The organism is Traorella sp. mt218 (assembly GCF_055420025.1).
This window is the reverse complement of the sequence record NZ_JBVAYM010000004.1, coordinates 81,650-107,022: the sequence shown is the minus strand read 5'-3', so window position 1 is coordinate 107,022 and position 25,373 is coordinate 81,650. Positions and strand designations below refer to the sequence as shown.

Genomic DNA, 25,373 nt, shown 5'->3' with positions numbered 1-25,373 from the left:
TTCATGCTCTGCTGATTTCTTTAAATGCCGTAATCAAAAGAAACAGCATCATCAGGATCAAAAGCTGTGTTAAATGAATATCCGTCAATGCAGAAATCATCATCACAAGAGTTACGCCCATACACTCGCATTTGATCAGGCTCAAGGAAAGCTTTCCGATTTTCTTACAAGAAGCATAAGACAATGATAAAAATACGATCACTCCAAGCAGCAGGAAAAAACTTGCTGCAATTTTTTTATAAGGACATGCATACGTCAAACCCACCATCACGACTAAAATAAGACCACTAAATGTTTCATAAACCTCATTTCTTTTCACTGCTGTCACCTCTTTTCAAAGCTTTTTTCATGACGCCTAAAAATCCCTTGCTCGTATAATCCAAGACGCCCCTTTGATAAACGATCGGTCCTTTTGATAAGATCAGCATCATAAAAATAGTAGAAATCAACGCCGACAAAGATAATTCGATCATACTCACATTCTGAATCAAAAGACGACAAGGCATAAAGAGCATATTTAAAAACGGAAAGAAGGATAAAACAAATCCGATCCCCACGCTCATCTGATAAGGTGTATTCACAGACAAGGCAAAATAATAGATTCCTAAAAGGATCAGATAAAAAGGACCTTGTACATTTCCGGCTTCCTCAATATTAGCAATAAAACTGGAAATGACAACCAAAACCATCTGTAAAAGCAAAATTCCCATCATCAGAAAAAACAAGATAAAAAAGAGCTTGATCATAAAATCTGCTTCAAACGGAATACTGCCTAAAAATTCAACGATCGTTTCCTGTTCGATCATAAATAAACCCCATTGGCGAATCAAAACGATCAGACCTCTCCCGCCATCATAAAAGATACGCATGCAACCGGCTGCAATCAGATAGTTACCCAGAAGCAAAGTCTGTATTAAAATTGCCAGCCACCCAACGACCATCTTTGATAAAAAATGTGTCTTCGCACTTACACTTGTAAGAATCAGCTCCAGCTGACGCGTGCTTTTTTCATAGATCACTTCATTCGCAACAGAGGTTGAAAAAGAAAGCATCGTAAAATAAATAGAGGTAATGACCATAAAAATCAAATTTTGTTTATCACCATTCATTTGAACGCTCTCATATTCCACAACATTTTCAACCTGAAAAGACTGATTCATGATCTCCATCTCCTCAATGCTCAACACTTCATTAAGCATCAGCTTACGATGAACATCACCGATCAGTGATCCGACAAGAGCCATCACTTCCTTGGGCACCTCATACTGACTGGCTAATTTATAGCCATCTTCATAATACAAAACATAGGCTTTTGGATCTTTATCTAAAAGATCTTTGCTTGAACCTTTATCTATGATGATATCCAATCCGCTGACCATATTCAATAAAGCAGCTTCAACCCTTTCATCAACATTGACATAAATTTTCTGTCTTTCTAACAGGGAAGGATTGACAAGCTGTATCAGCCTGTCTGCAAATAAGACTCCGCATACCGCCAGGCATAATAATACATTCAATAAGATAGAAGCACTATTACAAAAGCGTCTTTTTAATGAAAACTTAACGAGTTCTTTCATGCAGCACCTCCCGGATCATCATTTGCAGAGATACCATTTCCAATGAAAAACAGCTGATCTTTTCTCTCATCAATTTACGTACATATTGATTTGCGACATGTTCATTCTCAAGCTTTACATGATACTGATGACCCAGCTTTTCCACACTGATCACACCACTGTCTTTTTCATCAATGATATCTTCATCTAAAATTAAAATCCGCTGCGGATATTTCTTTTTCAAATTCTTTAAATTCCCTTTGAAACAAGTATCACCCCGATAAAGATAGACCACGTCATCAACCAGATCTTCAATGTTATTGTACTGATGAGAGCTGATAAGAATGATCCGCCCTTCCTTCTTCAGCTTTTCACACAATCTTTTAAATAAACCTACATTTTCCAGATCAAGACCATTCAAAGGCTCATCAAAGATCAAAATCTTAGGCTGATGGACCAGTGCACACACAAGCTGTACCAGCTGCATATTTCCCTTTGATAAAGAACGAACCTTAGCATTGCGATAACGTTCGATATGAAAATATTTCAGCCAATAATCCATCTGTTCCTCAATCATCACCTGCTTTATTTTCTTTAAGCTTGCCAGATAAGCAATCTGATCCTTTACCTTAAGATCACGAAGCATGCTTTTTTCCTCAGGAAGATAACCAAAAAGACATTTATCTGAAAAATCAAGTAATTGTCCCTCATATGTGATCTTTCCTTCATCTTTTTCGATCAATCCTAAAAGAACACGAAAGGTCGTCGTCTTGCCACTGCCATTACTGCCAAGGACACCTAATATCTTGCCTTTCTTGATTTTAAAAGAAAGATCTTTCACTCCCACTTTACTGCCATAGTATTTGGTCAGATGTTCAATGCTCAGCATGCCCTGCTCCATGGATCACATCTAAAATCAAAGGCTGTAAAGGTAGGTCATAGACAACATAATGCATCACTTCATCAATGATCTGATTTAAATACGGGTCACCTTCTTTGATTTCATCGAACCTTTTCTTTTTATCATCTTCCAAATAATCTGAGTAAACAGCATACAATGTCTGCCGACATCTTCTTTTTAATATATTTTCTTGCAGCATTCTTATCACCTCTACTCTTATATATCCACTAAACGACTAAAATTCCCACTTTTCGACAAAATTTTTTGATATAATTCATCAATGAAAGAAATATATATCGTTTTGTCCGCCACAAACGGACACATAGGAAAGATCATCCGTAAAGTAACCAATACATCCTACAATCATCTCTCCTTTTCCTTCCATCCTGATCTCGATATACTGCTTTCTTTTGCCCGCTACTATTATTCAACACCCTTTTATGGCGGTTTTATCCATGAATGTATAGAAAGATATGATAACGCTGATATAAGGTTATATAAAATATCATTGGATAATCAATCCTATGAAAACATCCAACATTTCATCATCAATATTGAATCACATCCTCAAAAATACTATTATCATACGATAAATGCCCTCCTAACTCCTTTACATAAACGTATTGATATTAAAAATGCCTATACCTGTCTTTCTTTTATTGATGCGATCCTCCAACAAAGCAATCTGACTTTTTCCTTTAACGATGTTCAAGAGCTTATGAATCATTTACAGCCTTATCTGATTTATGAAGGATCCCTTGATTCTTTTAAGCTTTCCAGCGATCTTTCCTATATAAAGTTCATACCGCTGCATCAGATCATTAAGCTTAGCATTCGACAAAACTATAAACTTTTGGAAAGTTTTATAAAAAGATAAATATAAAAAAAGAAACAAATGGAAACCATCTGTTTCTTTTTGCCATTATTCTATCAGTGATAACAAATAATTTGTCACTTCTGAATCGTTATGGTATTTGATGAAATTTTCTTTGAATGTTGAATTAATCATTTCCTTTATATTTTTTTCATATTTTTTATAAATTGCAAGCAGATCTTTTCCAACATCTTTTTTTATCTCACTCATATGGATTCGGCTGCTTTTCTGTGAAACAGCATATTCCTCAGGATATCCTTTTCCGAATTCTTCACTACACAGAATATCAAAAATCTGTAACAATTCCACTTCTGATCCCCAGCCAAATTTCTGTGAATAAGGCAAAGATACGACATTACCGGCATTTATCTGAGAAAACAAATACATATCAAGAGGTGAATGAATGATACCACACACAAGATTAGGCATAGAATTGCAAGAAATTGCTGCTCCCTGCCCTGTTCCACAGCCAGTAACGACCATTTCTGCCATACCAGTAGCAATGACAGCACTAGCCAGTAATCCTATTTCTGTATAAGGTACATTTCTATCTTCTTCTTTAGAATATTTTCCCAAATTTATAATTTTATGACCATATTTATCTGCAGCCTGCTTCAATTGCTCATAGATCACACCATTCTTATCTGCTTGAGAATTTTCATTAATTAAAGCGATACGCATTAGAAGATACCTACAAAAGCTCCTGCAATACCAACGATAATGATTCCCCAAAGAATCAATGTTACTTTTGCACCTTTATTCAACAGATACAAAACCAATCCAAATACAAGCAAGCTTAATAAGCTTGGCATGATACCATTGATTACGTCTAACAGACTTGTATTACTAAAAGTAATTGCTAACGGTACACTTACAGAAGATGCAACCATACCGCCAATGACCATCAAACCAAGAATCGTTGTTACTGTAAATACCTTATTCATCATTCCGGAAGACTGGGCTTTATTAATAAACGATGTACCAAAATTATATCCAATCGGACCAAGAACCCATCTTGAAATCAAATTCGGGATATTAAAGATCAGCAAGAATACGATTGCACCTACCAGTGAACCACTTTCTGCTGCAAGAGAAGCACCAACACTGGAAGCAATGACACGAATCGTTGAAAAGAAGATTGAATCACCAACTGCCGATAACGGCCCCATAAGACTAACCTTGGTCTGGTTGATGATTTCCGGATCGAAGGTAGGATCTTTTGCATACTCCTCTTCCAATGCTGCCGTAATTCCATATAACAGGGTTGAAATGAAAGGCGTGATATTGTTAAAGACGAGGTGACGCTTTAATGCTTCACTCATCTTTTCTTTATCATTTCCATAAAGCTTTCTTAATACCGGCGCCAATGAATATACCCAGCCCACGCTTAATTGTCTTTCATAATTATAAGAGCTGTTATACGTGCAGGAACGCCAAAATACCTGACGCAATTCCTTTTTTGTAATCAGATTTGTTTCTTTTGAAATATTCGTTTGATTAGAAGTCATTATCGTCACCTCCATTTACGCTCACAGCGGATTCATTTTTATCATTCTGATTCATAACGATAAGTAATGCAACACAAACGGCAATACATGCAATGCCGAGAATCGAAGTTTTAAACAACGCAGAAGCTAAGAAGCCTAAGAAGAAGAATGGAAGCAGCATCTTATTATTCAAATATTTTGCCAGCATTGCCAAACCTAAAGCCGGAAGCATACCGGTTGCGGCAGAAATACCTCTTGTTACCCAATCCGGAATCAAAGCAAGAATATCTGAAATAGGTCCGCTGCCAAAATAATAAGCAAATCCACAAATCAATGCCAGCGGTATCCATGCGATATAGGCGGCAACCCAATGCATGATCTCAATGCCTCGAAGATTACCATCTTCTGCATATTTATCACTCTTATGCAAGCACCATCCACGAGCAAAGGTATATAGTACATTTTTAACAAGAGATACTAATGTAGAAATCGGTAATGACAACGCTACGGCACCTTCAATACCTGTATTCGTAGAAATGGCAAAAGCCGTTGCCATGATACCGCCTGCACAATAATCCGGCGGCAATGCCCCTCCAATAGCTGCACTACCAATATAAATCAATTCAAGACTTGCACCGATCATACAGCCCTGCGTAATATCACCCATAATGATACCAACTAAAGCACCCGTTACAATTGGACGATCTAGCTGACTATAAGCAAAAACCGGATGCGAATAACATAACAATGTCACTAATGTAATTCCTATGGCTTGATATAAAAGCATTTTCTAACCCTCCTTATAATGTTTTTACCGTTTCACTTGGAACCATCTGCAATTCAACTTTTTTCCCCATCTCCATTAATTTTCTCAATTTTCTCTCATCTTCATCACTTAAATTGATATTACTATCTCCATGGAATCGATGGGTATCTGCTCGTGCCTCAATGCCGCCAACATTCACTAAATGAATGCAATCTAAAGAAGATGCCATCGTATATGCATCATCCACATTTGATACAACGATAAATAAGTTATATTTATCTGCTTTACCACTTTTTATCGCATCAATTGCATCCTGTACAGATTTAATAATTAATTTGCTGCCAGGAGGCTTTGCTAAATTTAGTGTAGTTCGCATCAAGTCATTGGTTGCTGCCCGATCATTAGCAATCAGAATTGCATTGACACCTAAATAACCATACCATGAATAAGCAACTTGACCATGAAGTAATCGATGATCGATTCGTAACAATTTGATCACGAATTTCACCCCCTTTCTTTCGCTACGAAATTTCAAGCTATAAATCATTATCCTCTTCACATATGCTTAACGTATTACAACAGATCGTATAATTCTTTGATTTTTCGATGGCATCAACGATCTCCTCCTGATTGAGATGATCTCTGCGCATCAAGATTTCCAACAGTAACGCAAGATTTAATCCAGCAACTAAGATAAATGGAAATTCATGGATATATTTCATAAATTCGTTATTCACGCTTCCACCTAATAAATCTGTGATCACCAGCAAATGTTTATTTGAATAATCAAATTCTCTAACCTTCTTTTCAATAATTTGATTTGTAGGAAGATCATCATCACAATAACAGTTAATAGCTTCGATATCTTTTATTTTTCCCATGATAAGCTCTGCTGAGCTGACGATTCCTTCCGCAAATCTCCCATGCGTTGCCACAATGATATAGGTATCCATCTACTTCACCTCCCTTTTCGAATCATTTTCTATGTAATCATATAGATACGATATCTCACTAATTGGTATATCGATCCCATAATGAGTACATAAACTTTTCAGACATGAACGCATGATCGTAATGAATTGTTTTTCTTTATTTACAAATATTTCCAGATTAGAATTTGTCTTTATCGGCTCTTTCGTAACAAGTCTTTCTACCATGCAGCATAAATGCATATACAATCCAACCATCGTAGAACCCATAAATCTGATATTTAATTCTCTTTGCATGTTATCTACAGCCGCTTTCACAAAATTCATCAGTTTCTTAACATCTAATATTGAAATACTGTCTAAAATATTCTCCAAAGAAAAATTGTAAATGAACGCTTCCTGAAATTGTTCCAGCTCTTCTGCAGAAAGGTATTTCGAAAGCTTTTCTTTAATCAATCTAATATTACGATCATTGATCAATTCTTCTATCGGAATGAAATCATCTACCTTTTTCAGACTTCCGTAAGTTCCCGAAACAAATAAAATCTGATTTGCCCTGCGGAAATTTTCTAAATATTCTTCATTCATAAAATCTTCGATATCCATTGCAATAACGTCGATATCTATTTTTTTAGGAAGACTGTTTAAAAAGATATTACGCATTTTTACAGCTGAATTTATATTGTTTTCTGATACAAATATAACAGCATCCTTCTTTACCTCTTCCTTAATGAGCGTATATTTAGTATTCATTTCACTTACGCTTGTTTTTAAAATAGTTTCAAGATCATAATCATTTAATACTTTATTACCGACATTCAAGGCCAATGAGGTTGATACATTATTGATGATGCCGATTCGCTTATTCGGAATTGATTTTAAATATTGTCCAAGCTTTTCTAAAGACCCCATATCAACTAGCAAAATAACATCATTTTTCACCATATACTGAATTACAAACTCTTTTACCTTATTTGAAATCGTTAATGTTGTCGTATTTAAAGGCATATCAAAATAATCAAATACATGGGCACCAAGCAATTCATTAACGGCTGATGCAATTGAATGGGCTGTTGATCTGCCATGAGCAACAATGATACATAGATACTTGATAAGCTTCTGATTGTTAAATTGTGCCAAAACGATATACAGAATTAATTTATAAATATTACCAATCTTAAAATTAAAGCTTCTCTCTAGCTGATAGGTCAATTTTTCCGTCAAGACCTGAAAATTTGCATCCTTATAGTATTTTTTATCAAAAAGCTTTCCTACTTCTCCATCATTCCTCTTTTCCCAATCTTCGATTATCTGATTGTTGCTGTAACGATAATAAAGATAATCATTAAGAAATGCCAAGCAGTAATCAGGGATAGTGTATTGATTTAATCCTGAGATATTATCCAAGCATACCTTTACAATAGATTCAACATGCTGATCGCTCACCATTAAATTAGTATCATAGCTTTTCTGTATCTGTTCTATGATCTGCTGATAATCCGTAGAAGATCCCATTTCCTTAATTGCAGAAACAATGGTATCCAGCACCGAAATATATAAATCCTCGAATCGCTGTCGATGATAAGAATTGATATTAATCGATTCATTCTCATCAAAGGCATTCATAGATAAATAAGAATGATCTAATATCTCAGAAGGCAGTTCTGATAAGCCTATGTGGATCTCATTATGATCTGTTTTATTACCTAATGATGCACAGATTTGTGAAACAAGATTCTGCATACCGGCAACATTATTTTTATAAATGTGATCTCGTATGAGCAATAATACGATCTTATTGACATAAATCTGCTTCCTCAAAATCAAAGAATTACTTTGAAATGCATCAATCACAAGCTCTTCTCTTTCACTCACTGTTTTTTTATCAAAGGATGCAACCTCACATTTAATAGGAAAATAAGTTGAAAGATCATCCAGCAATTTTCCTTCATCTTCCGGAAGAAGAGAAGCAATGATCCGATATTCTACATTTTTCATATCATCAACATAGTTTCTTTTCTTCTCTAAAACATCAATCAATGATAGTTGATCATTTTTTGAAAGTCTGCCGATATTTTTTATGTAGAGTATCCCATCATTACATTTATGAATTGCATTGAAGATATTTTTCATATTATCCTGCGAACCAAAAACAATCGGAACGATAATAAATTGAGCATTTTCCGAAATCTGTTTAGACTGCTTTAAATATCGAAAGATATCTTTTACCATATTGCTTTTTCCAGTACCCATCTCACCCTCGATCAGTACCGGTAAACCGCCGTGTGGATATTTCAATCCTGAAATGATCTTATCGATCACTCCATTTAATCCACTGTTATAGCCAAATATTGAATGAATGCTGTCATCTCTTGCATCAAATTCGATATATTCCTTAAAATCTTCAATACTATCGAATAAATTTTCATCAATTTGTTTACGAAAATAATTTTCAAACGACTTTTTAAAACCAAAATAAGTAGGATGTGACTGTATTTTGATCAGTTGTCCTTCCCGCCATAATTCATTTAAATACTGGCTCGCTAAAGAACGTGAGATATGTAATACGGATCTAATCGTATTGGAACTAACGATACATTCATCAATATTCGTGAGGTTTACTACTTTATCAATACAAATATTCAATACCTCATTCTTTGTATTTGCCATCATATTTCCTTTCTATCACACACTCTTCATGTGTGGAGCTAAGCTATAAATATAGCATGATCGTTGATTTGATCGTTTTCTTATCTAAATGAAGTGTTTCTTTTAGATAATCAACCGTTCCGACTTCACCAAAACGATCCTGAACACCTATCGACCTTACATGAACAGGATGTCCGATATCATTTTTGCTTGCTGCCAGATAAGCGATCTGCTGACCAACACCACCTATGATATTATGATTTTCTACAACGATCACAACCTCATATTTGTGAAATAATTTTTCCAGCAATTCATGATCCAGCGGTTTTATAAACAATAAATCTGCAACACCGATATGAATGCCTTCATCTGCCAGCTCATCATGAATCTCCATTATATCAGCCAATTCAGGTCCCGTTGCCACAACTGCCACCTTATCTCCTTCATAAAGTTCTTTTCCTTTACCATAAGCAAAATGCTCATTTTCAGAATATATTTCCGCTACCGCCTGTCTTGGTACGCGCACATAATATAAGCCACCATTTTCAGCATAATGGCGTAATACCCAAGAAAAAGCATGATGATCCGATGGTGCAAAAACAGACATTTCCGGAATACTGCTCATAATAGCGAAATCCTCAAAGGTCGTATGAGTCGGACCATTATACTTTGACCAATATCCGGGATCAGAACCGTAAATAAGACAATTAGCTTTAGAAAATGCCAAGCTAACATAGACCTGATCGACAACTCTTCTGGTAACAAAAGGAGCAAAGGAGTGAATGATCGGCTTTAAGCCTGTAAAGGACAAACCTCCTGCTGCAGCTGCCATATTACTTTCTGATACTCCAAAGTCAACACAACGATTCGGATAAGCATCGAATAGCGGACGTGCTCCTGATGAATTTGCAAGATCTGCATCACATACGATTACCGATTCATTTTCCTTCATCACTTCAAGCAACGTATCTGTATAACATTTTTTCATTTCTAATGTATTACTTTTATTCATAATCAATCTCTCTTTTCCATTGTTCCATATGCTTATTCAAAATTTCACCCATCTTTTTATCAACACGTATGTGATGACAACTGTCTGTATCTTCAATCTCACTAATTCCACATCCTTTAATGGTATCCATGATCAAGAATCCTGTTGATTTTTTTGGCTTGCTTAATAATTGAAAAGCCTCATCCAGTTCTTCGATCGAATTTCCATTGATATGAACACTTGTAAAAGAGAACAATTCAGCAATCTGATCAAAATCTAATTTGCAGCTAACATCTTTTGTATATCCATCTACCTGTCGTTTATTATTATCTACAATGATGGTCAGATTATCTAATTTATTATGGTCGGCAAATTCAAAAGCTTCCCATATTTCACCCTCATTACATTCTCCATCACCAATGATACAATACACATTTCCTTCACGATGTTGACATTTAAGACCATAGGCAATTCCAACTGCCTGTGATAATCCTTGACCCAATGATCCTGTTGAACAATCTACACCATTTGTTTTAAAGCGGTCCGGATGTGAAGGAACTTTGGTTCCCGGCTGATTAAGCGTCAACAAATCTTCTTCAGATATTTTTCCTTTCAAAACAAGAGCAGCATAATAAGATGGACCTGCATGTCCTTTCGATAACACAAACCAATCCTTAGGATCATCTTTCATATATTTAAAGAATAAAACAGCAATACAATCCGCCATCGAAAAGGCGCCTCCTAAATGTCCCATCCCTGCTTTCAAAAAAGTCTTAACACATAAATAACGAATTTTTTTCGCATACTTCTCTAATTCATAGTTTTCCATCAAAATCACCTCTGGCTGCTTTATAAATATGAATGATATCTTCCTTCTTAAGAGGCATGAATGAACCCAAATGATCTGTATTATACAGGCATTTTTCTGCCATATCTTCAATATCTTCATCACTGACTTCAATATTCAGTCCAGACAAACGTATTGGCATTCCCACTTCTTCGAAATACCTTTCCATTCTCTCAATACCTTTTAAAGCTGTCTGCTCAGGATGTTCAAAATCATTTTCAACACCCATGATATTTACCGCAAAAGCTACAAATCTTTCAATATGACAGCGATATACATGTCTTGCCCAGCTTGACCAAACAGCACAAAGTCCTGCGCCATGAACAACATTAAATTTACCGCTTAGCTCATGCTCCAAGCGATGAGGTGCCCAATCCGGTTCCTTTCCTGTTCCCATCAAGCCATTATGCGATAGATTACCTGCCCACATCAATGTCGAACGAGCTGCTTCGTTATCTGCTTCTTTCAAACATACCTTTAATGCATCCATTACAGTACGTACCAAGCTTTCACTTAAATGATCAATTAACAAGGTATCCTTTGTTGGACTGAAGTAACGATCAAGCGTATGCATCATGATATCACATCCACCGGCTGCACTTTGATACTTTGGCAACGTATAAGTCAATCGTGGATTCAATACTGCAAATTTAGGAAGCAGCTTTTCATGACTATATGACCGCTTTCTTTTTTCTTCATCTGTCGTCAATACAAAGGTTGGACTTGATTCACTTCCACTCGCAGCAATTGTCAAAACAACACCAATAGGAAGCGTATTACTAATTGCTTGTTTTCCTAGTACAACCTCATTCAAATCCAGAGATGGTTCGGCTAAAAGAGCACTTGATGCTTTCGCAACATCTATGGTCGAGCCTCCGCCAATTGCCAATATCCCATCTATATGCTTATCTTTGCATGCAGACACTACCTTCTTTACATCCGAAACAAGGGGATTAGGATGTATCTGATCATATGTATCATATTGGATATTTACATCCTTTAATGATTGAACGACCAATTCTACTATGCCACTTTTTTTAATAAAGTCATCAAATAAAATCAAAATGTTTTTACAACCCTGTTCATTAAACAATTTACCTGTTTTCTGTATAGAATCTTTTCCAAAAACAATTTTTGTCGGATTATAATATTCAAAATCAATCATATTTTCACCTATACATCTTTGCCTTTCCGATACATCCGAACAAATGCATTTTATGAGTGATCACTTTCTTTGCTTCTTTCACTGCATCATCATAAACCCGAGGAGTCCAGAAATAATCTTTATCCACTAATGTTTCCTTTACTGTCGCAAAGAATGCTTTACGATAATCACTGGCAATATTTACTTTCGCTATTCCTAGCTGACAAGCCCTTGTAATCTCATCATCGTTATTGCTGGAACCACCATGTAAAACAAGTGGTACACTGACATTATGTTTAATTTCTTCTAAAATATCTAAACGCAATTTAGGAACGAATCCTTTTGGATAAATCCCATGTGCCGTTCCTATTGCAACCGCCAATGTATCAGCCTTTGTCTCCTTGATAAAGGTCTGCGCATCTTGAGGATTTGTATAAGTCACATTTTCAACACCATCTTCCGGAGAATTTCCCAATGAACCAATCGTTCCTATTTCTGCCTCGACGCATACATCAACACAATGAGCAATCATCGCAACTTGTTTTGTAATACGAATATTTTCTTCAAAGGATAATGCGGAACCATCAATCATAACTGAATTAAATCCACATCGAATCGCTTTTACACAATCTTCCATTGATTTCCCGTGATCTAAATGTAAAACACAAGGTACCTTTGATTCTTCCATTCTTTTTAAGACAAAGCTAAAAAAATCTTCACCGACATAAGCAAACTCCGGAGCAGCCAGCTGCACGATAACAGGCGCATCATTTTCCTCCGCTGCTTCCATTACAGTCTTGAACAAAAGACTATCACAAATGTTAAAAGCTCCAACAGCAAAACTGTTTTTTTGTGCGACATTTAATAATTCATTCATTGATATTAACATGATTTATCCTCCTTACGTTTTTAATTTTATTATGAAAAATTTCTTTTTTCTTAAGTGTGGAACAAAATTGTGCAATTTATTTGGATTTGAACACTTTTTTTCTTATTTCCACAATCTCTTCAACAAATTATTACAATTTAAAAGAAAGTGTTGAAAATATTTTTGATTTATTTTCTGAATATAAAAGAAAAGCAGATGACCTGATCGTTATCACGATCTCAATCATCCACTTTGACTTACTATTTGAATAATGTATCTAATACACGATTGATTCAGCATTATACAGAATACAACTGTAAATCATACAGCTTCTTATAAATACCATCATTTTGAAGCAATTGTTGATGCGTACCCATTTCACGAATCTTTCCCTTGTGCATGACGATGATATTATCGGCATGCTGGATCGTACTTAAACGGTGAGCTACCATGATCGTTGTTCTTCCTTCCATCAGTCTTTCCAAGGCTTGCTGGATCAATTGTTCTGTTTCGGTATCAATATTAGCTGTCGCTTCATCCATGACCAGAATCTTCGGATCAAAAGCCAGTGTCCTCGCAAAGGAGAGCAGCTGCCGCTGTCCGCTTGAAAGCGTCGATCCTCTTTCACTGACAGGCTCATGATAACCTTCCGGTAAATGTTCGATAAAATGAGCTGCATTGACCGTTTGGGCACTCTTCACAATCGTTTCATCGCTGATATCATCATTCAACAATCGGATATTACTGCTGATATCCCCTGTAAAGATAAAGACATCCTGCTGCATCTGACCGATGGCCTCACGAATCTGTGCAATACTTAAATCCTTGATATCGACATCATCAATCAGAATCTGTCCTTTTTGAATATCATAATAGCGGCCGATCAGATTTAAGATTGAAGATTTTCCGGCACCGGTCGCCCCAACAAAGGCTACTTTCTCCCCCGGATGAATTATAAACGAAACATCTCTTAATACATAATCATCTTTTTCATAAGCAAACCATACATGCTTGAACTCGATCTTACCTTTGATCTCATCCAAAATGACCGGATTTTCCTTTTCCAATATCGTATTCTTTTCATCAAGGATCGTAAATATCTTTTCTGCACTGGCAAAGGCATTCTGCAATGTTGAAAACTGCTCCGCAAGATCCTGTATCGGTTCAAAGAAATTAGAAATATAATTGATGAATACATATAAGATTCCGATCGTCAGGGTACTGTCCAATACATTCATACCACCCATATATAAAACAATGCCCAAAGCCAGCTGACTTAGAAAATAAATCAACGGTCTAAATATCGCAAACACGCTCATCTGCTTGATATTTGCACGATACAATTCACTGTTTTTATCTTTAAATTCATCATATTTCATTTTCTCATTCGCAAATATCTGAATCAGACGCATACCCGAAATATTTTCAGACAAGAAAGTATTCAACATACTGATCTTTGTACGGATTTCACGATGGATCTTTCGAGATAACCGTTTAAATACAACGGTTAATGCGGCAATTACCGGTACCAAGATAAATGAATATAATGCCAAAGTCAGATTCATACTTAACATAACGACAGCCAGACCAATGATCTTTATTGAATTTCTGAACAGTCGAATCAAAATCGTTGCATACATCTCATGCAATGATTCCACATCATTCGTCGCTCTTGTTACGATTCGTCCTACCGGATGAGTATCAAAGAAACGCAGTGGCAGCGAATGTACATGATGAAAGATTTCCTTTCTGATTTCATAAATGATATTCTGACCTGTCAGCTGCAATACCCATGTCTGAACAAAGGTACAGATAAGATTCAATACCAGTATGATGGTATAAAGGATACCTATACGAATGATTCCATGAAAATCATTATTACGCAACACTTTCAATTCATCAGCGTCCAATTTTTCACCACTGATTCCCGCTATCACCATACCATCATTCGTCACACTTTCCGGCACGACACTTCCCAGACTGATTTCATGCAGTTCTTCACTTTCTTGGGCATTTAAATCGGTAAAATAATAATATTCATCTTCATACATCAAAAGCTGAGCAAAACGATCAGCTCCCTCTAAATCTTTCGAAAGATATTCACCTTGAAAGGAAAGATCGCTCTTTTCCACAATTGCATAAGGCTGGTTATATCCTTCAATATACGTATCAATTGCATCACCAATTAAAATTGGACGAAGCAATTCAAACACCGTAATCAATAAAACAAGTATGATCGACAACACCATCTGCTTCGTATATGGCTTCATATATGCCATCAGACGTTTGGTAATGCTGCCGGAGTATTCGGATTCAACTTTTTCTTCAACCATTTCTGCCATGTTATCCTCCTTTACTCAGCACCCAGCTGTTTCTCCAGCTGCTGTTTATCATACATTTCCTTAAAGATACCGCCTAATGCCATCAGCTCATCAAAGGTTCCATATTCAGCTTTCTTGCCTTCCTCAAGAATTAAGATATGGTCTGCATTCTTCACCGTTGATATACGATGAGCAATCATGATCGTAGTTTTATCTTTTCTTTTCTTTTTCAGATTTTCCAATATCTGATCTTCTGTATCCGTATCAACTGCACTTAAGGAATCATCCAAGATCAAGATCGGAGAATCCTTTAACAAGGCACGGGCAATCGCACAACGCTGCTTCTGACCACCTGAAAGCGTCACGCCACGCTCACCGACAACCGTCTGATAACCTTCAGGAAAATCAATGATATTGTCATGCACACAAGCCATCTTACATACTTCAACGACCTCTTCATGGGTTGCATTTCGTTTTCCAAAAGAAATATTTCTCTCCAGCGTGTCACTAAACAAATAACTATCCTGCGGCACATAAGCAATGCTGCTCCTTAATACATGCAGCGGTATTTTCTTTATATCATGACCATCAAATAAGATTTCACCCTCACTGATATCATATAAACGTAAAAGTAAATTCACCAAGGTCGTCTTTCCATCTCCTGTACGACCTAAGATCGCCAAAGTTTCACCACGTTTGATCTCAAGTGACAAGTCACTTAAAGCATCCTGAAATTCATCACCATAGCTAAAGGAAAGATGACGGATCGAGATATCACCATATAATTCTTTTATATCTAACGGATGCTCATCATCCACGATATCCGGTATTTCATCAAACACCTGATTGATACGTCCAATCGCTGCTCTTCCTTGTGAGAAAGAAGTAATGCTGTCTCCTAAAGCAATCATTGGCCATACCAGCATACCCAGATATTGATTAAATGCCACGAAACGTCCTAAGGTAATCTGAGCGGTCAAAGCCAGATAACCACCATAGATAATCGTAATTACATAGCTCAATCCGATGATAAAGTCCATCAAAGGCGTAAAAGTAGCCATTAACTTTACGACCCGCATATTCATTTTCTTATTATAATCATTAACCTTTTGAAAAGCTTTATCCTGCTTTTCCTCCTGTACAAAAGCTTTGATGACACGCTCACCCGTAATGCTTTCCTGTACATGATCGCTCAGCTTCGCAAAAGCATCCTGCTTTTTCGCAAAACGACGTTCAAACTCTTCACCAAAATAATAACCACCGATGGCAATCAGCGACATTGGGATCAACGTCAGCAATGTCAGTTTAAAATCAACATATACCATCATCTGATACAATACCAAGGCTGTCATCACGATCGCATCAAAGCTGCTGATCACTGCCGGCCCGATTGAATTTCGCAAAGCTTCTAAGTCATTTGTGAAATGAGTCATCAAATCACCTGTTTTATGTGTATTGAAATATGTCTGTGACAATCCTTCCAATTTAGAAAACATGTCATTACGTAATTCATTTTCAATTTTCCGGGAAGTACCAAAAATAAAAACACGCCAGAAAACGCGTCCTATCGTAATCAGCAAAGCTACTCCCAAAAGAGCTAAAATCAACTGAAGCACACCATTCAAATCAAGGGTAAAAGAAGATAATCCATCCGTAATTTCACCTGTAATTTGTGGAATGAATAAGTTGACATAATCAACCATCAGCAAAGTCAATAGACCAATTACATAAGGGATCTTATATTTCCATATATACGGAAACAAAACACCCTTCTTTTTCATACATTCACCCCCACAGCTGCAATGAATATATTGTAATTCCAATTGAAGTTTTTTTCAAGTATCCTTGATGCTTTAAATCACAAAAAAAGAAAGTGTTTTCATCCTCATGTAATTCATTTATCTTATATCAATCAAAAAAAGAAGCTCATAAAATAAGCTTCTCTATTTACGATAGTATTTAACCCATTCCATCAGTAAATCAAACCATGTCTGAACATGAGATTCATTGGTTCCTGTCCGTTCACTTGCCAATGACAACGCATGACTGCCCTGTTCGTAAAAATGAGCTTCCCACGGAACATGCTTCTCTTGAAGCATCTTTGCATAATCAAGTGATTGCCCAATTGGAACAAGTTCATCTTTAGCCGTATGCCAGATAAAAGTAGGTGGTGTATTCTGATTCACTGTATTCACAGGACTCCACTCATCCATAATCTCTTTATCAGGATCGATCGTATTATAAAATGCTTTATACATCTTGATCAATCCCGGCTGATTCTCTTTCAGCCACATCAAATAATCTTCATCAAACCTTGTTACCCCGTAACATATGACCTGAAACCATGGCTGAATACCTTTTGATAATCCTGCTTTTTCCAATAACCATTCCTCATTCCACCAGTTTCCATAGACTGCACTCAAATGACCTCCGGCAGAAAACCCGATCGTTGCAATCTTAGAAACATCGACATGCATTTCATCTGCGTGATCAGTGATCAGTTTCATGGCCATCGCTAATTCTACAAGTGAGTTAGGATAATTCGAAGATACATGATCACTGTCATAAATCAATCGTTCTCCCTCATCAATGGCTTCATCAAATGTCCAATCCGGATGCTTTTTCATCAAATCAGATGTAATGGTAGAATAAGAAAAGACAAAAGACTGAAAACCATTTTCATAAAATGCTTGAGCAACCGGTTCTCCTTCATTACTTCCTACAAGCATATAAGCCCCTCCGGGAATGACGACGATGGCAGGTCTGCTCTTATCTGATTCATGAAGATAGGCTGTTAAATAAGCGCTGTCTTTTATTTCATACTTTTTTTGAATCATTGTATTCTCCTTTATTTTTATTTTTTCTACAAAATATTATAACATATTTATCTTTTTCAACATTCAAGAAAGGTATATATATAAAGAAAAAGAGGTTCACTTCAGAGAACCTCTTTATTTCGTTATTTAATAATTGCCGGCAACCAGTGTTCATCCGGTTCAAGACCTAACAATTTCGCAACCGTGCTGGCAACATTGGCTAATCCAAAATCACCGTCAGCGATTTCCACATCGGCACCATAAATGATGAATGGAACTTTGTTCAATGTATGAGATGTCTTTGCTTTTAAAGGAGCTCCTTCCTTCTTTGGCTTTTCATACATTTCATCTGCATTACCATGGTCAGCTGTAACGATCAGAATACCATTGACCTTATCTACGGCTTTCTTGATACGAGCCAGATTCAAGTCAACACTCTCAACACCGATCACAGTCGCTTCATAATTACCTGTATGACCAACCATGTCACCATTTGGATAGTTTGTACGCAAGAAATCATATTTGCCGGATTCAATTGCTTCTACCAGCTGGTCTGTAATTTCTGCGCTCTTCATCCATGGTCTTTCTTCAAACGGTACGACATCGCTCTTAACTTCTACCCAGTCTTCCAATTCTTCTGAGAATTTCTGAGAGTTGTTACCATTCCAGAAATAAGTAACGTGACCATATTTCTGTGTTTCACTGATTGCATAAGATCTGATTCCGTGCTTTACCATAAATTCGCTCATCGTATATTTGATCTTTGGCGGATAAACAAGGAAATGCTTAGGAATCTTCAGATCGCCATCATACTGCAGCATACCTGCATACATAACATCCGGCTTTCTTACACGATCAAACTTATCAAAGTTTTCCTCATCAAAGGCCAAGGAAATTTCCTGGGCACGATCGCCTCTGAAATTATATAATACGACACTGTCGCCATCTTCGATCGTTCCAACCGGCTTGCCGTCTTTCGCAATGACAAATGCCGGAAGATCCTGATCGATCACACCTAATTCCTTGCGATACGTTTCAATCGCTTCTCTGGCACTGTTAAACTGTCTGCCTTCACCTAATACATGTGTCTTCCATCCGGCTTCTACCATCGGCCAGTTTGCCATATAACGATCCATCGTGATCTTCATACGTCCGCCACCGCTGGCAATGCAGGCATGGAACGTATCATCATTCAAACCATTCATGAAGTTTTCGATATCATCGACATAAGTCAATGCACTTGTTTCAGGAACGTCACGTCCATCTAAAAGAGCATGTACCCTGACTTCCTTAACACCATCTTCTTTTGCTCTTGCAATCAAAGCTTTTAAATGATTGATATGTGAATGCACATTACCATCTGAAAGCAAACCGATAAAATGCATCTTACCGTGATCCTTACATTTATTGATCAACTGTTTCCATGTATCTGTTTCAAAGATGTCCTTTGATTCAATTGATTCATTAACCAATTTGGCACCCTGAGAGTAAATCTGACCGCATCCTAAAGCGTTGTGTCCTACCTCTGAGTTACCCATATCACCATCGCTTGGCAAGCCGACAGCTAATCCGTGTGCCTTAATGGCCGTATGCGGACAAGTATTCATCAGTTCATCTAAATTAGGCGTATAAGCATTCGCAACAGCATTTCCAAGCTTGTTGTCACTTAAACCAACGCCATCCATTACAACTAAAACTAAAGGTCTTTTTGACATATATTCTCCTCCATATTTCCTTTACATAATATATCACTTTTTTAAAGAATTAGCACCTGATTTACTATTTTTTTCACATTTTTTCATAATTCACTCACAATTTGAATAGACTTGATTGAAAAAGGAGTGAAATTATGTGTGGTATAGCCGGTATCCTTGATGAAAACCATCATCTAGAAAACCAACAAGTGATTTTTAATGACATGATTCAGACCATGAAACACCGTGGTCCTACCAGTGACGGACTTTATCTGGAGGATCATGTCGCCCTGATGCATACCCGTTTAGCTATTGTAGATGTTGAAAAGGGATTGCAGCCGATGCAGATCAATGAATATACGATCATTTATAACGGAGAGTGCTACAACACTGAAGAATTACGCCATGATCTGGAAGAAAAGGGCATTGTTTTTCATACATCCAGTGACACCGAAGTCATCCTGCATGCTTATATTTATTATAAAGAAAATTGTCTTCAGATGATCAATGGCATATTTGCTTTCGCAATTTATGATACTAAAGAAAAATCTTTATTTTTAGCTCGTGATCCGATGGGTGTAAAGCCCTTATTTTATACGTTCGTTGACCAGATCTTACTCTTTGCCAGCGAAATCAAGACACTGCTGGCTTATCCGCTTGTCAGAGCGATCATTGATGAACACTCGATCCATCAGATTGCTTATCTGGGCCCGGGAAGGATCAGCGGCAGCGGTGTCTTTAAAAACATTTATGAAATCAAAGGCGGTGAATATGCTACTTACTCATCCTCATCCTTTCAGATACATCCTTATTATGAATTAAAAGCACAGCCTCATACCGACAGTTATGATGAAACCATCGAAAAAGTGAAATCTCTTGTCATTGATGCCATTAAACGCCAGCTTGTCAGTGATGTGAAAATCGGTGCATTTTTATCCGGTGGCTTGGATTCTTCTATCATCTGTGCCGTTGCTGCCAATCACTATAAAAAAGAAGGAAAACAATTATCAACCTTCTCATTAGAATTTGAAGAAAATGATCTTTATTTTATTCCCAATCATTTTCAACCGACCAGCGATATTCCTTATATCGATCTCATGGTTGATACGTTTAAAACCAACCATACCAAGATCAAGTTGAAAAGTGCTGATTTGATCGATGCGATCTATCGTGCTGTCGATGCCAGGGATCTTCCGGGCATGGCCGATGTCGATACAGCTCTTCTATGCTTCTGTGAAGAGGTGAAAAAGCATGTCGATGTCGTATTGTCAGGAGAATGTGCCGATGAGATCTTTGGCGGTTATCCCTGGTTTCAAGATCAAAACCGCTCCTATTTTCCATGGACGCAAAATCTTGAATATCGTCAATCCCTGCTTTTAAATCAATATCAGATTGACTATCACCATTATGTGGGTTCTCTTTATCACACCTCAATTCAAAAGGCACCGTTTCTACCAAATGCTTCTAAAGAAGATATCGCCATCCAGCAAATGACCTACCTTAATATTCACTGGTTCATGCAGACCTTGTTAGACAGAAAAGACAGGATGAGCATGGCCAACGGATTAGAGGCACGTGTTCCTTTCTGTGATACTCGAATCCTGAATTATGTTTATTCGATACCATGGGCATATAAAAACCATAACCAAAGAGAAAAAGGTCTATTAAGAGAAGCAATGAAGGATCTATTGCCACTTGAAATCAGTGAACGTAAAAAAAGTCCTTTTCCTAAGACCCATCATCCCGAATATTTAAAGATCCTGCGCCAGGAACTATTGAAAATCAGTCAAAGTGATGAGCCTTTATGGAAAATCTTTAATAAAGAAGAGGTATTAAAACTTTGTGTAGAGGAAAGCAGCACACCATGGTATGGACAATTGATGACGACCCCTCAGACGATCGCCTATCTCTTACAAATCAACTATTGGATAAAAAAATATAAGATTCAGATTCAATAAATCAAAAAAACGTGTATAATGAACATGGGTGATGACCATGGACATAAAGAAACAGGCAATCAGAATAGCCAAGAAAGAGATCATGCGGAACAAAACAGCTAAAAAAACAGTAAAGGCTGCAAGAATCAGCGGATGTCTTTTAGGCGGAACATTTCTGGCTTATATGATGACATCTTATGGAAAAAAACTTTCCGAACAAGAAAATGATATCAAACAATGAGGAGCTTTGCTCCTTTTTCATTGCAAATTCTCCCAAACCCTATATAATAAGGAGCGGTGATGATGATGAAATACTTTTTAGTATTCCTTTCCGGCGTTTTATTAGCCTGTATGCAAAGCTTCAATGGTCAGCTGAGCACTGTGATCGGTATCTATGGTACCAGCTTTCTGGTGCATCTGATCGGTGCTATCCTGATGATTCTTTATATTAAAGTCATTAAAAAAGAAAAAATACGATTAGGACCGATGCCTTTCTATATCTATGGCGGCGGTTTATGTGGATTATTGCTTGTCAGCTTTACTTCCCTTACAATTTCTCATATCGGTAATGTGCTGACCACCTGTCTTTCCATTGCCGGTCAGATTTTTCTTTCCATTCTGTTAGATCATTTTGGACTTTTTGGAGTGATCAAGAATTCTTTCAACGTAAAAAGAGTGCCTGCTTTATTGCTCATTATCTTTGGTATCTTACTTATTAATTTCGGAGGCTGACATGGAAATCTTCTATATATTATTAGCTTTATTTCTAGGCTGTCTTAACGTAGTAAATCGAACTGTTAACTTTCAGGCAACCAAGCATCTTGGAAACAACAGCGGCTGTCTGATGAACTATCTCATAGGCAGTTTGGCTTCTCTATGTGTCATTCTGGCATATCCGGAAGCTAAAACAGGTATGAATCATTTGGCTCAAGCACCTTTCTGGCTTTATTTTGGCGGTGTATTTGGCGTCATTGCATTCTTTTTAAATATTACTTCTCTGAATAAGATGAATCTATTTCAATCAGCGATCATTATCTTGATCGGTCAATTGATTGCTTCATTTCTATTAGATCTTGCTCTTGGCTATTCCTTTTCATTGATAAAGGTCATCGGTATCATCATTATGACAATCGGGGTTATTTGGGATCGAAAAGTATCTTTAACATAATAAAATGTTGGTTAAGTCTGAAATTAGTCAGATGCTGAAAATAGGAAGATGAACTCAAACTCATTATTCTTCCATTAATGAATGTTCAACTATTTTATTTCCTAATCAAGGTCTTTGTTCTAAATTTTAATAAAAATTTATCGAACAAATAGCTTTACATTATTATAATTCTTTCTATAATTTATCATATTTCTTACTTGTTCCCTTTGCTTTTTAGATATTCCTCAGATTACTGATAATTGAGCTTTCCTCGTACGACTGATCTGACTGATTCTCTTTTGTTATTTTTCTATCAAAAACATGTTTTTTATCGCTTAATCACAAGACTATTTAAAGTTTTTTATGAAAAAAGCAGTCATTGACTGCTCAGCTCTTTTCTGACCATGATAATATGTTCATTTCTAAATACTTCATAAAAGCCTTCTTTTATAAACATCGATACTGAAGGATTATCGATTGCAATATCATCACAAATGGACTGATAACCCATCCTGCTCGCCTGATCACACAAAAGCCTTAATCCTTCTTTTCCATAACCATGATGACGATATCGATCATCAATGATCACGTTTGCTATTATTTCATCATAATGCTCATCATAGCGATAACTGATTTCCCCGACATAATCTTTCTCTTCTTCAGAATACAGATAAGCATAGAATTTCTGATCGGGATTTACAACCCAACGTTCATACCACACTTGCCATTTTTCTTTAGGAAAAGAAATCATTCCTCCCCATTTTTTGTTATAAGCCATCGTATTTTCATCTGATAACCATTTTTGACGATAGCTCAATTCATCCATTCGCGGCTTTACGCAAATTAACATAATTCCTTTAGCTTTGCTATCAACAGATCAACATTTTCTTTTGTCGTCGCCCAGCTCGTACAAAGACGGATCACATTCATATCTCCTTTTCTTTCAATATGGGATACTACAAAATCTTCTTCTAATTTCTTTACTTGTTCATCATTCAATAAAACAAACTGCTGATTTGTAAATGATTCATAAGCTAAGTCAAGATGAGCCTCCCTGCATGCCTGTTTGATCTCCATTGCCAGATTGATCGCATGCTTAGAAATATCAAAATACAGATTATTTTCAAATAATTCATCAAACTGAATACCTAAAAGTCTTCCTTTTGCTAACATACCGCCTTTTTGTTTGATCATATATCTGAAATCTTTTTTCAGATCATTATTGACGATCACAACAGCTTCACCAAACAAAGCACCTACTTTTGTACCGCCAATATAGAAGACATCACTATATTTCGCAATATCTTTAAGCGTACAATCATTTTCAGGACTCATCAAACCATAGCCCAAACGTGCTCCATCAATAAACAAAGGCAAATGATAGTGACAACATACCTTATATAATTCTCTTAATTGCTTTTTTGAATACAGTGTGCCGTTTTCCGTAGGAAATGAAATATAAACCATTCCCGGCTGTACCGTATGCTCACGAGAAGAATCATGAAGATGACGTTCCATATATTCTCTGACCTGCTCACCGCTGATCGTACCATCTTCACTATCCAATACCAGGACCTTATGACCACAAGCTTCCACAGCCCCTGTTTCATGGACATTGATATGACCGCTCACCGCACTCAACACTCCCTGATAAGAACGTAAAATCGCATCGATGACCGTCAGATTAGCCTGTGTACCACCTACTAAAAAATGTACATCAGCTTTTTGATTCCCGATCGCTTTTTTTATTTTATTACGGGCACTCTCACAAATCTCATCTTCACCATAGCCACATGTCTGCATCATATTTGTTTCTGTCAAACGTTTGATAATATTCGGATGCGCTCCTTCCGTATAATCACACTCAAAATGAATCATTTTCCTTCCTCCTTCATCTTATCAATCGAGTCCTGTTTCACTCTTTCTCTTAATTTCTTAGTATAGTCAAAAGCTTCGCATTCTTCAACCCCATAGGTCAATTGGAGTTCTCTTTCAAGATCCAGCCATGTATCAAGACCTGCTTCATTATGCTGAATCAATGCTTCTAGCTTATCTAAGCATTTATAAAGCTTGGCTTCCTTTGTTTTCATCTCATTGATCTCATGAAATAAAGCCTTCAGTTCTTCATGAAAAGCTCCGCTTACACGATTTATCAGTTGATCTTGAGCCTTGATCTCAACATCTTCATCCTCCTCTGTCTTTTCAAAGGAAGGAATATCACTCGTAATGCTTTCTCCTAAATCATGAATCAAACACATCTTTATGACACGATTCATGTCAAGTTCCTTAAATTCATCACTAACCATCATAGCCATCAAAGCCACACGCCAGCTATGAGCCGCGACATCTTCATGACGCCCTTGGCTTGTCCAGCTATGACGGGTTACCTGTTTCAAATTTTCCACCGCATGCATAAAATCTAAAAATTCATTAATTTCCATAATCT

26 protein-coding genes are annotated in these 25,373 nt (G+C 36.8%); 5 read left to right on the top strand and 21 right to left on the bottom strand.

Annotated features, from left to right (window positions below; all coding sequences use genetic code 11):
- Position 1: 1 nt before the first annotated feature.
- Genes ACZYT3_RS03520 through ACZYT3_RS03505 form a run of 4 tightly spaced genes read right to left on the bottom strand, consistent with a single transcriptional unit; the run spans position 2 to position 2,656 of the window.
- Positions 2-319 carry a hypothetical protein gene (locus ACZYT3_RS03520; protein ID WP_464087706.1) on the bottom strand — a complete coding sequence of 106 codons (318 nt, stop codon included), beginning with the start codon at positions 317-319 and terminating at the stop codon, positions 2-4.
- Positions 306-1,577: an ABC transporter permease gene (locus tag ACZYT3_RS03515; protein ID WP_464087705.1), complete on the bottom strand. Its 1,272-nt coding sequence runs from the start codon at positions 1,575-1,577 to the stop codon at positions 306-308. The genes ACZYT3_RS03520 and ACZYT3_RS03515 overlap by 14 nt, the downstream gene beginning before the upstream one ends.
- Positions 1,561-2,445: an ABC transporter ATP-binding protein gene (locus ACZYT3_RS03510; RefSeq protein ID WP_464087704.1), complete on the bottom strand. Its 885-nt coding sequence runs from the start codon at positions 2,443-2,445 to the stop codon at positions 1,561-1,563. Before ACZYT3_RS03510 ends, ACZYT3_RS03515 begins: the two co-directional genes overlap by 17 nt.
- A complete protein-coding gene (locus tag ACZYT3_RS03505; protein WP_464087703.1) occupies positions 2,432-2,656 on the bottom strand; it encodes a hypothetical protein in 225 nt (74 codons plus the stop codon). Before ACZYT3_RS03505 ends, ACZYT3_RS03510 begins: the two co-directional genes overlap by 14 nt.
- Before the next feature lie 81 nt (positions 2,657-2,737).
- Here ACZYT3_RS03505 and ACZYT3_RS03500 point away from each other — a divergent pair, with 81 nt between their 5' ends.
- Positions 2,738-3,334 (top strand): hypothetical protein, encoded by a 597-nt coding sequence (locus ACZYT3_RS03500; RefSeq protein WP_464087702.1) that lies wholly within the window; start codon positions 2,738-2,740, stop codon positions 3,332-3,334.
- A gap of 45 nt (positions 3,335-3,379) precedes the next feature.
- Here ACZYT3_RS03500 and ACZYT3_RS03495 read toward each other — a convergent pair whose 3' ends face one another.
- From ACZYT3_RS03495 to gpmI, 14 genes are all read right to left on the bottom strand, one after another.
- Complete coding sequence (locus ACZYT3_RS03495; protein WP_273401164.1) at positions 3,380-4,012, bottom strand: RpiB/LacA/LacB family sugar-phosphate isomerase; 633 nt, start codon at positions 4,010-4,012, stop codon at positions 3,380-3,382.
- A complete protein-coding gene (locus tag ACZYT3_RS03490; RefSeq protein ID WP_464087701.1) occupies positions 4,012-4,839 on the bottom strand; it encodes a PTS system mannose/fructose/sorbose family transporter subunit IID in 828 nt (275 codons plus the stop codon). Before ACZYT3_RS03490 ends, ACZYT3_RS03495 begins: the two co-directional genes overlap by 1 nt.
- Positions 4,829-5,605: a PTS mannose/fructose/sorbose/N-acetylgalactosamine transporter subunit IIC gene (locus tag ACZYT3_RS03485; protein ID WP_273401161.1), complete on the bottom strand. Its 777-nt coding sequence runs from the start codon at positions 5,603-5,605 to the stop codon at positions 4,829-4,831. Before ACZYT3_RS03485 ends, ACZYT3_RS03490 begins: the two co-directional genes overlap by 11 nt.
- A 13-nt stretch (positions 5,606-5,618) precedes the next feature.
- Complete coding sequence (locus ACZYT3_RS03480; protein WP_464087700.1) at positions 5,619-6,083, bottom strand: PTS sugar transporter subunit IIB; 465 nt, start codon at positions 6,081-6,083, stop codon at positions 5,619-5,621.
- A gap of 37 nt (positions 6,084-6,120) precedes the next feature.
- Positions 6,121-6,537 (bottom strand): PTS sugar transporter subunit IIA, encoded by a 417-nt coding sequence (locus ACZYT3_RS03475; RefSeq protein WP_273401156.1) that lies wholly within the window; start codon positions 6,535-6,537, stop codon positions 6,121-6,123.
- Positions 6,538-9,183 (bottom strand): PRD domain-containing protein, encoded by a 2,646-nt coding sequence (locus tag ACZYT3_RS03470; RefSeq protein ID WP_464087699.1) that lies wholly within the window; start codon positions 9,181-9,183, stop codon positions 6,538-6,540.
- A 43-nt stretch (positions 9,184-9,226) separates the two neighbouring features.
- Positions 9,227-10,174, bottom strand: a complete 948-nt coding sequence (locus ACZYT3_RS03465; RefSeq protein WP_273401153.1) for a transketolase family protein — start codon at positions 10,172-10,174, stop codon at positions 9,227-9,229.
- A complete protein-coding gene (locus ACZYT3_RS03460) occupies positions 10,167-10,982 on the bottom strand; it encodes a transketolase (RefSeq protein WP_273401151.1) in 816 nt (271 codons plus the stop codon). The genes ACZYT3_RS03465 and ACZYT3_RS03460 overlap by 8 nt, the downstream gene beginning before the upstream one ends.
- Positions 10,969-12,165, bottom strand: coding sequence for an iron-containing alcohol dehydrogenase (locus tag ACZYT3_RS03455; protein WP_273401149.1), 1,197 nt, complete (start codon positions 12,163-12,165; stop codon positions 10,969-10,971). The genes ACZYT3_RS03460 and ACZYT3_RS03455 overlap by 14 nt, the downstream gene beginning before the upstream one ends.
- 4 nt (positions 12,166-12,169) lie before the next feature.
- Entirely contained in the window at positions 12,170-13,033 is an 864-nt protein-coding gene (locus tag ACZYT3_RS03450) for a ketose-bisphosphate aldolase (protein ID WP_273401146.1), read from the bottom strand.
- 278 nt (positions 13,034-13,311) lie between these two features.
- Entirely contained in the window at positions 13,312-15,354 is a 2,043-nt protein-coding gene (locus ACZYT3_RS03445; protein ID WP_464087698.1) for an ABC transporter ATP-binding protein, read from the bottom strand.
- Between the two features lie 11 nt (positions 15,355-15,365).
- Complete coding sequence (locus ACZYT3_RS03440; RefSeq protein WP_464087697.1) at positions 15,366-17,114, bottom strand: ABC transporter ATP-binding protein; 1,749 nt, start codon at positions 17,112-17,114, stop codon at positions 15,366-15,368.
- 162 nt (positions 17,115-17,276) lie between these two features.
- Complete coding sequence (locus ACZYT3_RS03435) at positions 17,277-18,170, bottom strand: alpha/beta hydrolase (RefSeq protein ID WP_464087696.1); 894 nt, start codon at positions 18,168-18,170, stop codon at positions 17,277-17,279.
- Positions 18,171-18,292: 122 nt separating this feature from the next.
- Positions 18,293-19,864, bottom strand: a complete 1,572-nt coding sequence (gpmI, locus tag ACZYT3_RS03430) for a 2,3-bisphosphoglycerate-independent phosphoglycerate mutase (RefSeq protein ID WP_464087695.1) — start codon at positions 19,862-19,864, stop codon at positions 18,293-18,295.
- A gap of 134 nt (positions 19,865-19,998) precedes the next feature.
- Here gpmI and asnB point away from each other — a divergent pair, with 134 nt between their 5' ends.
- The 4 genes from asnB (at position 19,999) to ACZYT3_RS03410 (ending at position 22,948) form a co-directional block, all read left to right on the top strand.
- Entirely contained in the window at positions 19,999-21,801 is a 1,803-nt protein-coding gene (gene asnB, locus ACZYT3_RS03425) for an asparagine synthase (glutamine-hydrolyzing) (protein ID WP_464087694.1), read from the top strand.
- 37 nt (positions 21,802-21,838) lie between these two features.
- Positions 21,839-22,021, top strand: coding sequence for a hypothetical protein (locus ACZYT3_RS03420; protein ID WP_464087693.1), 183 nt, complete (start codon positions 21,839-21,841; stop codon positions 22,019-22,021).
- Between the two features lie 62 nt (positions 22,022-22,083).
- Positions 22,084-22,512, top strand: a complete 429-nt coding sequence (locus ACZYT3_RS03415; RefSeq protein ID WP_464087692.1) for a DMT family transporter — start codon at positions 22,084-22,086, stop codon at positions 22,510-22,512.
- A 1-nt stretch (position 22,513) separates the two neighbouring features.
- Entirely contained in the window at positions 22,514-22,948 is a 435-nt protein-coding gene (locus tag ACZYT3_RS03410; RefSeq protein ID WP_464087691.1) for a DMT family transporter, read from the top strand.
- Between the two features lie 355 nt (positions 22,949-23,303).
- Here ACZYT3_RS03410 and ACZYT3_RS03405 read toward each other — a convergent pair whose 3' ends face one another.
- The 3 genes from ACZYT3_RS03405 to ACZYT3_RS03395 are packed head-to-tail and all read right to left on the bottom strand — an operon-like array spanning position 23,304 to position 25,368.
- Positions 23,304-23,777 (bottom strand): GNAT family N-acetyltransferase, encoded by a 474-nt coding sequence (locus ACZYT3_RS03405; RefSeq protein WP_464087690.1) that lies wholly within the window; start codon positions 23,775-23,777, stop codon positions 23,304-23,306.
- Entirely contained in the window at positions 23,771-24,805 is a 1,035-nt protein-coding gene (locus ACZYT3_RS03400) for a threonine aldolase family protein (RefSeq protein WP_464087689.1), read from the bottom strand. Before ACZYT3_RS03400 ends, ACZYT3_RS03405 begins: the two co-directional genes overlap by 7 nt.
- Positions 24,802-25,368, bottom strand: a complete 567-nt coding sequence (locus ACZYT3_RS03395) for an HD domain-containing protein (protein WP_464087688.1) — start codon at positions 25,366-25,368, stop codon at positions 24,802-24,804. The genes ACZYT3_RS03400 and ACZYT3_RS03395 overlap by 4 nt, the downstream gene beginning before the upstream one ends.
- Between the last annotated feature and the right edge of the window lie 5 nt (positions 25,369-25,373).